We start from the raw sequence: 7,122 nt of genomic DNA on the forward strand, positions 1-7,122 counted from the left end.
AATGCCGAGGTAGCTCAGTTGGTAGAGCATGTCCCTGAAGAGGATGGGGTCGGCGGTTCGAGTCCGCCCCTCGGCACCAGTACATAGACTTACAAAGAACGCCCTTGAATACATGGGTGTTTTTGGTTAAAACTTTGATATACTACTCGCATGGAAAAAGGAGGAAACAATTACGCATTTATAGATAGCCAAAATTTAAATTTGAGCATACGGTCTTTGGGGTGGTCTTTAGATTTTAGAAGATTCAGAGTTTATTTGAAAGAAAAATATTCGATAGCGACCGCTTATCTGTTTATCGGATATGTTGAAGGTAACACCGAGTTATATAAAGCGCTTCAAGAGGCAGGTTTTATCTGTATATTTAAGCCGACTCTTGTATATAAAGATGGAAAAACAAAAGGTAATTGTGATGCAGAATTAGTGCTTCAGGCCATGATTGAGTTTACTAATTATGATAAGGCAATCATTGTTACTGGCGACGGGGACTTTTATTGTCTGGCAAAACATCTTATCAGTAAGAATAAGCTAAAAGTTCTGATTATTCCTAATCAATTTAAATTTTCCGCACTCCTAAAGTTAAAAGAGTTTGGTCCCTATTTACGGTATATGAATGACCTAAAAGATAAGTTGGAATATAAAAAGAAAAGGCCCTATAAGGACGAAACCTTATAGGGACACTTTTCCGTTGGTGATACATATAATATAGACGGATCAGGATAAAAGTCAATACCATAAGTTTTTTGACATTTCATGTAGCTGTGGTATATTTTTGCCAGATTGTTCTCCTTATGAAAGATAAAAAAATGTTGAAGATTTTGGTTTTGATCACTCTCGGCTGGGTTGATTTTGCCCTTCTCGAGCTCTGGGCTCGCAGCACGTGGGTGGGAGGCAGATTCTTCCCCCTATCAGCCTTTGGCTGGTATTTTCCCTTCTGGGTCAACGGGGTGGTCAGTGTACCCTTGGCCTTGATTGCCAACTCAATTGACGAGCTCACCTTGCCCGCTCGTGGCGTGTCCACAAGGACCGTCAAACGGCATCTAACCTACGCTGCTTTTGTTCTCGGTTTTGGTTGCGGCGTTGGTAATGGTTTGATCCAGGATGGCTGCATCGGGCTGATTGTGTGGATTTACGGACTGATGATGTCAGGAGTCTTTTTTGCTTTCGAGTGGTTGTTTGGGTTGAGTCACCAAGACTTGATCAGTCGATATCTCGGCTACCTAGCTTGGTCTATGCTCATCTTTTCCGGCGCCACCTTTCTCGGGATGTTCTTCCAGGGAGGGTTTTTCCCAGCATTACTGACGATGGGGATCATGTACTATCTCCACAATTCAAAAAACTGCCAGATGAGTGAAATAGCCACACTGTAAAAAGCAGGCAAAAACCTAGAATATCAAAACAAAAAGTCGGGTGCACTCTGCAATGCATCCGGCTTTTTCTTTAGTTAATGTTTGAAAAATTTTTAGATCGCCTTCATCACTTTGAGCTTAGTCTGGCGCTCCTTGTCGACTTTCGGTAAACGAATAGTCAGCATGCCTAGATTTTCAGTGGCTTCAGCCTCTTCAATCTCTACCTCATGAGGCAAAAGAATACTGCGAGAAAAACTGCCCCAGTAAAGCTCCTTGTGAACGTAATTGTCCTCAGAGACATCGTGCTCTTCTTCACGCTTGCCTTTAATAGTGACCATGTCTCGAGTGAGAGAAATATCCAAATCCTCTCTCTTGACTCCGGCCACCATGGTCTTGATGACTATTTCAGTGGGAGTTTCGTAAACGTCTACAGAAAGCTGGCCTTCGCCCGACTCTTCTTCCATCCAAGTGGCTATAGAAGATGGGTTTGGGAGGTTGCTTTGCTTGCCCTTCTTTGCTGGAGGAAATTTGATACTACGAGCAGGCTCTTGCTCTTCGGTTTCCTCCTCGTCTTCGAAATCATCATCAACAGAAATGCTGCCAGTGAGTCTTTCAAAAAGTGAACGTTTTTCTTTCATATTTTTATTTAAATTATCGAACTATTTTTTGAACCATTTATATTTTCTGCGCATGAATCGACTTTATTTTTTCTAATAAGAAAATAATAGCGATAATGGCAATCCAGACGAGACCAAAAACAATAAATGTACTTGATCCGTTGCTTACTATTATAAAGAAATTAAAGACAGTGTGCAATGTGATGGCGAGGACTAGTCCCACTATGACCGCCCCGCTTTTGATCCAGCTTTTTTTGTAATAGGCCAAGCCAATAAAAATAGCCACTAGGCCCGAAGTGACTATGTGCAAAAGACTGGCTCCAATAAAACGCATGTCACCAGTGAGGAGGCTGCGGAAAGGATCGCCGGCCAGGATTGGGGTCAAGGTAAAAAAAACATTTTCAAGGGCCGAAAAACCCAAAGCAGCCGTGGTCATGTAGACAAAAGCATCAATCGGCTCATCAAAAGCCCTGGTCCGGAGAGCTATTGTCCAAGCGGCCAGATATTTGACTACTTCCTCGCCGACAGCCCACAAAAAGAGAACCTCAAGACTGCCACTTGGAAAGAGGGTGGCCATATAGCGTTCAAAAGGGGCCACGATGATCACTCCCAGCATGCCCACAAGGAAAGTGCTAATGATCAGCCTGACGGGTTCTGGATGCTGGTCTTCGTGAAGCCAAAACCAAAGCCAAATAAGAGCGGGAATCAAGCCGGCCAGGAAGGCATAAGAAAATGAAACAAGTCCGTTTGAGAAGATAGAAAAAGAATTAAAGAATGTTGCCATAAAAAATAAATTATTTTAGGCCAGCATATCTGGGCCACTGCTCTACTATCAAGGGCGTGTCTTTTCGCCCGATCCGCTCTGAAGGGATTGATGACCAGATTTCTTCGGTGACAAAAGGCATAAAAGGATGCAAAGCCATAAGGAGAGTACGAAGAGTCTGCAATAAAAATTGTTGACGCGAGTCAACCTCTTGACCTGACTTGACAGTGTTGCCTTTAAAATTGTCGCCGATAATTTTTTTGCTATCCTCTAGGATTGTGTCGGCAAAAGTATGCCAGGCATAATGGTATAGTCGCTCAGCAGCGATGTGGATATTCAAGTCTTCTATTTCCTGAGTGGCAGATTGAATTTCAGTATCACGGGCGGCGATGAGAGCTTTATCTGCTTCGCTCCAATTTTTAAATTCAGCACCATAATGTACAATCGTCTCGTCTGCGCGGATAGTGGATTGCAGGACAAAACGAGTAATGTTCCAAAGTTTATTGGCAAAATGTTTTTGACCTTTGATTTTGTCTTCGGAAATTTTGGTGTCGATGCCGGGCGCGGCGCCGAGGACGAGCGCCATGCGCCCGGCATCCATGCCATATTTTTTAGCCACATCCATTGGGTCTATGCCATTGCCTAAAGATTTGGACATCTTGCGGCCTTGGGCATCGCGGACTGTGCCATGCAAGTAAATTTTTTTGAATGGGACGGTGCCAAGATGGAACCCGCTCATCAAAATCATGCGGGCCACCCAGAAAAAGAGGATTTCATAGCCAGTTTCTAGCAGGTCAGTCGGGTGGTAGATAGCGAGATCAGATTTTTCAAATCCCGCTTTTATTTTGCCGGTCTTTTCATCAAAATTGTCTGGCCAGCCGAGAGTAGAAAATGTCCACAGACCGGATGAAAACCAAGTGTCCAAAGTGTCCTCATCTTGTTTCCATTCGGATCCCTCAGGCGCTTTTAGGTCACACCAGATCTCATCAGGCCTTTCTGTTGATTCACCTTTGTACCATACGGGGATGCGGTGGCCATACCAGATCTGGCGTGAGATACACCAATCGTTGAGGTTGTTTATCCAATGAAAATAGGTCTTAGAAAAATAGTCTGGCAAAATGGAAATCTGGCCACCCTCCACGGCTTTGCGCATAATTTCTTTTAGGGTTGTTTCGCCGCCAGAAGGTATGCCATCTATTTGTGAATGTGAGAGGACAAAGGGTTTGTTGACGGCCATAAACCACTGCAGCTTTGGCAACGGCTCTACGATACCGCCAGTGCGCTCCGCCGTCGAAATATTTTGAGTCGTCGGCTCTTCTTTAAGTAAAAGTTTTTCAGCGCGGAGCCACTCAACGACGGCGATGCGGGCCTCGGTAGTTTTTTTATCCTTGATGCGATCATCGCCCACCATCATCCTGGCGTACTCGTTGATGACCTGCGGTCTGGGAAGCTTGTGTCGGTCAGCTATTTCCCAGTCAATCATGCTATGGGCCGGAGTCACCCCTAGAGCTCCAGTCCCGAAATCTTTTTCTACGGCTTTGTCGGCAATTATTTTTATATGCAGAGGGACGCCACAAAAAGCCACGTCGTATTCCTTACCGACAAACTCCGCATAGCGAGGGTCGTCTGGATGAACAGCCACTGCTGTATCTCCGACTTTGGTTTCAGGGCGGGTGGTCGAGATAGCAATAGGAAAATCAGCAGAATATTTAAAAGTGTAAAGAGTGGCTTGGCGTTCTTCGTAGACAATCTCATCGTCAGAAATAGTGGTCTGGCCTTTTGGGTCCCAGTTGACGATGCGATGACCGCGATAGATCAGACCAGCATCATACATACGTTTGAAAGCGGTGTAGACGGCGTGATGTCGGGCATCGTCCAAAGTGAAAGCTTCACGTGACCAATCACATGAAGCCCCGAGAGTTTTTATTTGAGCATTGATGGAGGCTTGACTTTGTTTGGCGTGAGTATTGATGCGCTTGAGCATTTCTTCACGGCCGAGATCGTGACGGGTCTTGCCCTCACTTTTTTGAATATCTTTTTCCACCCGTGACTGGGTGGCAATAGCGGCGTGGTCGGTACCTGGGACCCAGAGGGTGCGATAGCCTCGCATGCGATGAAAACGTATCTCAATATCTTCAATAGCGGCCATCAGGGCGTGTCCCATATGGAGGATACCGGTGACGTTGGGAGGGGGAAGGATGATAGTGTAAGGTTCGGCATCCGGGGCAGTGATACCCTTTTTAATACAAATATCGGGATTGAAAAAGCCACTTTCCTCCCAGAGTTTGTAGATGCGGGGTTCAGTCTCAACAGGGTCGTAAGGTTTTAGGAATTTTTCAGGAATATTTGAAGGGTTCATTGAAGACTATTTTAGCAGAAAAATGTGGATTTATAAAGATAAGTTTCCTTTGGCCCGAAGAGATGGACCCACAGTGTTTTGATTGTTTTTTATCCGCAAATAACCGGCCAATGCAATCATGACAGCATTGTCGGTGGAAAGTTTAGTTTCGGGTAAATATAGAGGAGTGCTCATTTCAGCCGAAAGTTTTTTGAAGGCTTCACGGATGTAGGTATTGGCAGTCACCCCGCCACCGAGGATCAGCGACTGGGCACCTTTTTCTGCGATTGCTCGCCGAGTTTTTGAAATTAGCACTTCGGTCACGGCATTTTCAAATTCCCCAGCCAAGGCCTGCTTTTCTTTTTGGTTGAGTGGCCGGTTATTTTCTTTTTCAAAGTGGCGTACAGCATATAGCACAGCTGTCTTGATCCCAGAAAAAGAAAAATCAAAGTCGGGGGATTTGAGCATGGGGCGAGGCAAGGTAAATAGAGGCTGACTATATTCAGCTCGCCATTCGGCCGCGAGTTTGGAAATTTCTGGACCCCCGGGATAGGGTAGACCGAGCAGACGGGCGACTTTATCAAAAGCTTCACCAATAGCGTCGTCCTTGGTCGAGCCAATAATTTCGTAGTGATGCCAATCCTTGACCAAGACTAGCTCAGTGTGTCCGCCAGAAATAAGCAACGCAAGGGCGGGGAAGTTGGGAACGGCGAGTGTCAGTGTGAGCTTTTGATCGGGAATAAGTAGGGAAGCCACGATGTGTCCCTCCATGTGGTTGGTTGGTAGGACTGGAATATTCCAAGCGAGACCGAGGGCTTGGGCCACAAGTAGGCCGACCCAAAGTGCTGGTTCTAGACCGGGACCCTCAGTCACAGCAATAGCATCAAGGTCTGGTTTTTTGATAGATGAAATAAAATTCAAGGTCTCTTCAAGTAATCCAGTTTCCTTTTGAAAAATTTCTTCGAGTTTTTTTCCGATTTCTTTATCGAGTGAATCAACTTTCTCGTGTGCGGCCACATACAAGCTCGCCTGTTTCAAAGTTTGTTCCAGCAAGGGTAAAATATTTTTAGCATGTTCACGCTTGGCCATCATAGGAAAAACACCCCCGTATTGTTCGTGGATTTTAGTTTGGGAATTGATGGTTTCTCCAAGCAGCCTGACCCCAAGGTCGTTTTCTGATGGATCACCCTCAAGAATACAAATAGCCGTCTCATCACAGCTGGTTTCAATGCCGAGGATTTTCATAATATTTTGACTGCGTATTTTAGACCGTGTCTGGTGCGCGGTGAGGGATTCGAACCCCCGACATCAACAACGTCAATGTTGCGCTCTACCAACTGAGCTAACCGCGCATGCCCTATCAAGATATCTCAATTTAAGCATAAAAACAAGCTAGGGGATTGGGAATTCCTGGACATTTGACCATAAGTCAGTATTATGTCCAATAGAAGAAAATCTCAAATAAGAGAAGGGCAGTTCTATGCAAAAAAATAAAGTAGTCATCGTCGGTAAGGGAGGAATCGGTACCTACCTCTCAGGTTATCTTACTGGCAAGGGTTTTGAGACCGCATTTTTTCATGTGAAGACCTTGTCGGCGTGTTTATTTCCGGATTTTCTGCAGGCCCAGCGCCCGGAAGCCGTGTTCATCACAATCTCAACTCGGGACAAAGGCGAGGCGGCACGGGATTATATCCTGGCGTGTGCCGAAGCCAATATACCAGTCATTACTTGTGAAAAGGGAGCCTTCGCGTATCACGCCCAGTTGTTGCTTCCGTATCGCAAGCAGATCGGTTTCAGTGCTTCGGCGGGTGGAGGCACCAGGATGCTGCCATACATCAAATCACGTCATATTGGAGACAAGCCTGTGAGAATCAGCGCCGTGCTCAACGGCACTCTAAACTTCATCTTTGACCAAATACGCTCTGGGAGCACATTTGGAGGAGCCTGCAAGGAAGCTATTCGTCTTGGCTTTGCGGAGCCGGGCGCCGTCGGGCTGCTCAGCCTTATCAACGGTGAGCTCAAGGATGTTGTCATGAAAATCTGCGTGATGTTCAACAC

General features: G+C 45.7%; 7 protein-coding genes and 2 tRNA genes. 4 read left to right on the top strand and 5 right to left on the bottom strand.

The annotated features are described in order from the left end of the window. Positions 1-3 precede the first annotated feature (3 nt). The 3 genes from PHF79_03505 (at position 4) to PHF79_03515 (ending at position 1,367) form a co-directional block, all read left to right on the top strand. Positions 4-79: transfer RNA gene (locus tag PHF79_03505), tRNA-Phe, on the top strand. A gap of 71 nt (positions 80-150) precedes the next feature. Then, positions 151-672 (top strand): NYN domain-containing protein, encoded by a 522-nt coding sequence (locus PHF79_03510; protein ID MDD5318852.1) that lies wholly within the window; start codon positions 151-153, stop codon positions 670-672. 116 nt (positions 673-788) lie between these two features. Next, the gene (locus PHF79_03515; GenBank protein MDD5318853.1) at positions 789-1,367 is read left to right on the top strand and encodes a hypothetical protein; all 579 of its coding nucleotides are present in this window, start codon (positions 789-791) and stop codon (positions 1,365-1,367) included. Positions 1,368-1,459: 92 nt separating this feature from the next. Here the strand turns inward: PHF79_03515 and PHF79_03520 are convergent, their stop codons facing one another. From PHF79_03520 to PHF79_03540, 5 genes are all read right to left on the bottom strand, one after another. Continuing rightward, on the bottom strand, positions 1,460-1,984 hold the full coding sequence (locus PHF79_03520; protein MDD5318854.1) for an Hsp20/alpha crystallin family protein: 525 nt from the start codon (positions 1,982-1,984) through the stop codon (positions 1,460-1,462). Positions 1,985-2,021: 37 nt separating this feature from the next. Continuing rightward, a complete protein-coding gene (locus tag PHF79_03525) occupies positions 2,022-2,747 on the bottom strand; it encodes a PrsW family glutamic-type intramembrane protease (GenBank protein MDD5318855.1) in 726 nt (241 codons plus the stop codon). A gap of 10 nt (positions 2,748-2,757) precedes the next feature. After that, positions 2,758-5,085 (bottom strand): valine--tRNA ligase, encoded by a 2,328-nt coding sequence (locus tag PHF79_03530; GenBank protein ID MDD5318856.1) that lies wholly within the window; start codon positions 5,083-5,085, stop codon positions 2,758-2,760. Positions 5,086-5,115: 30 nt separating this feature from the next. Further along, positions 5,116-6,309, bottom strand: a complete 1,194-nt coding sequence (locus PHF79_03535; GenBank protein MDD5318857.1) for a tRNA (adenosine(37)-N6)-threonylcarbamoyltransferase complex transferase subunit TsaD — start codon at positions 6,307-6,309, stop codon at positions 5,116-5,118. 31 nt (positions 6,310-6,340) lie between these two features. Beyond that, positions 6,341-6,416 (bottom strand) — tRNA-Val (locus tag PHF79_03540). A gap of 128 nt (positions 6,417-6,544) precedes the next feature. Here PHF79_03540 and PHF79_03545 point away from each other — a divergent pair. Next, on the top strand, positions 6,545-7,122 hold a 578-nt coding region (locus tag PHF79_03545; GenBank protein MDD5318858.1), incomplete at its 3' end, for a hypothetical protein.

It is taken from the genome of Candidatus Paceibacterota bacterium, assembly GCA_028714275.1.
Classification (GTDB): domain Bacteria; phylum Patescibacteriota; class Minisyncoccia; order Phycocordibacterales; family CAINVO01; genus CAINVO01.

Bases quoted from the DNA above. Each gene is read 5' to 3' on its own strand.
- PHF79_03520 (MDD5318854.1), bottom strand. From the start codon at position 1,984: ATGAAAGAAAAACGTTCACTTTTTGAAAGACTCACTGGCAGCATTTCT.
- PHF79_03510 (MDD5318852.1), top strand. From the start codon at position 151: ATGGAAAAAGGAGGAAACAATTACGCATTTATAGATAGCCAAAATTTA.
- PHF79_03530 (MDD5318856.1), bottom strand. From the start codon at position 5,085: ATGAACCCTTCAAATATTCCTGAAAAATTCCTAAAACCTTACGACCCT.
- PHF79_03535 (MDD5318857.1), bottom strand. From the start codon at position 6,309: ATGAAAATCCTCGGCATTGAAACCAGCTGTGATGAGACGGCTATTTGT.
- PHF79_03515 (MDD5318853.1), top strand. From the start codon at position 789: ATGAAAGATAAAAAAATGTTGAAGATTTTGGTTTTGATCACTCTCGGC.
- PHF79_03525 (MDD5318855.1), bottom strand. From the start codon at position 2,747: ATGGCAACATTCTTTAATTCTTTTTCTATCTTCTCAAACGGACTTGTT.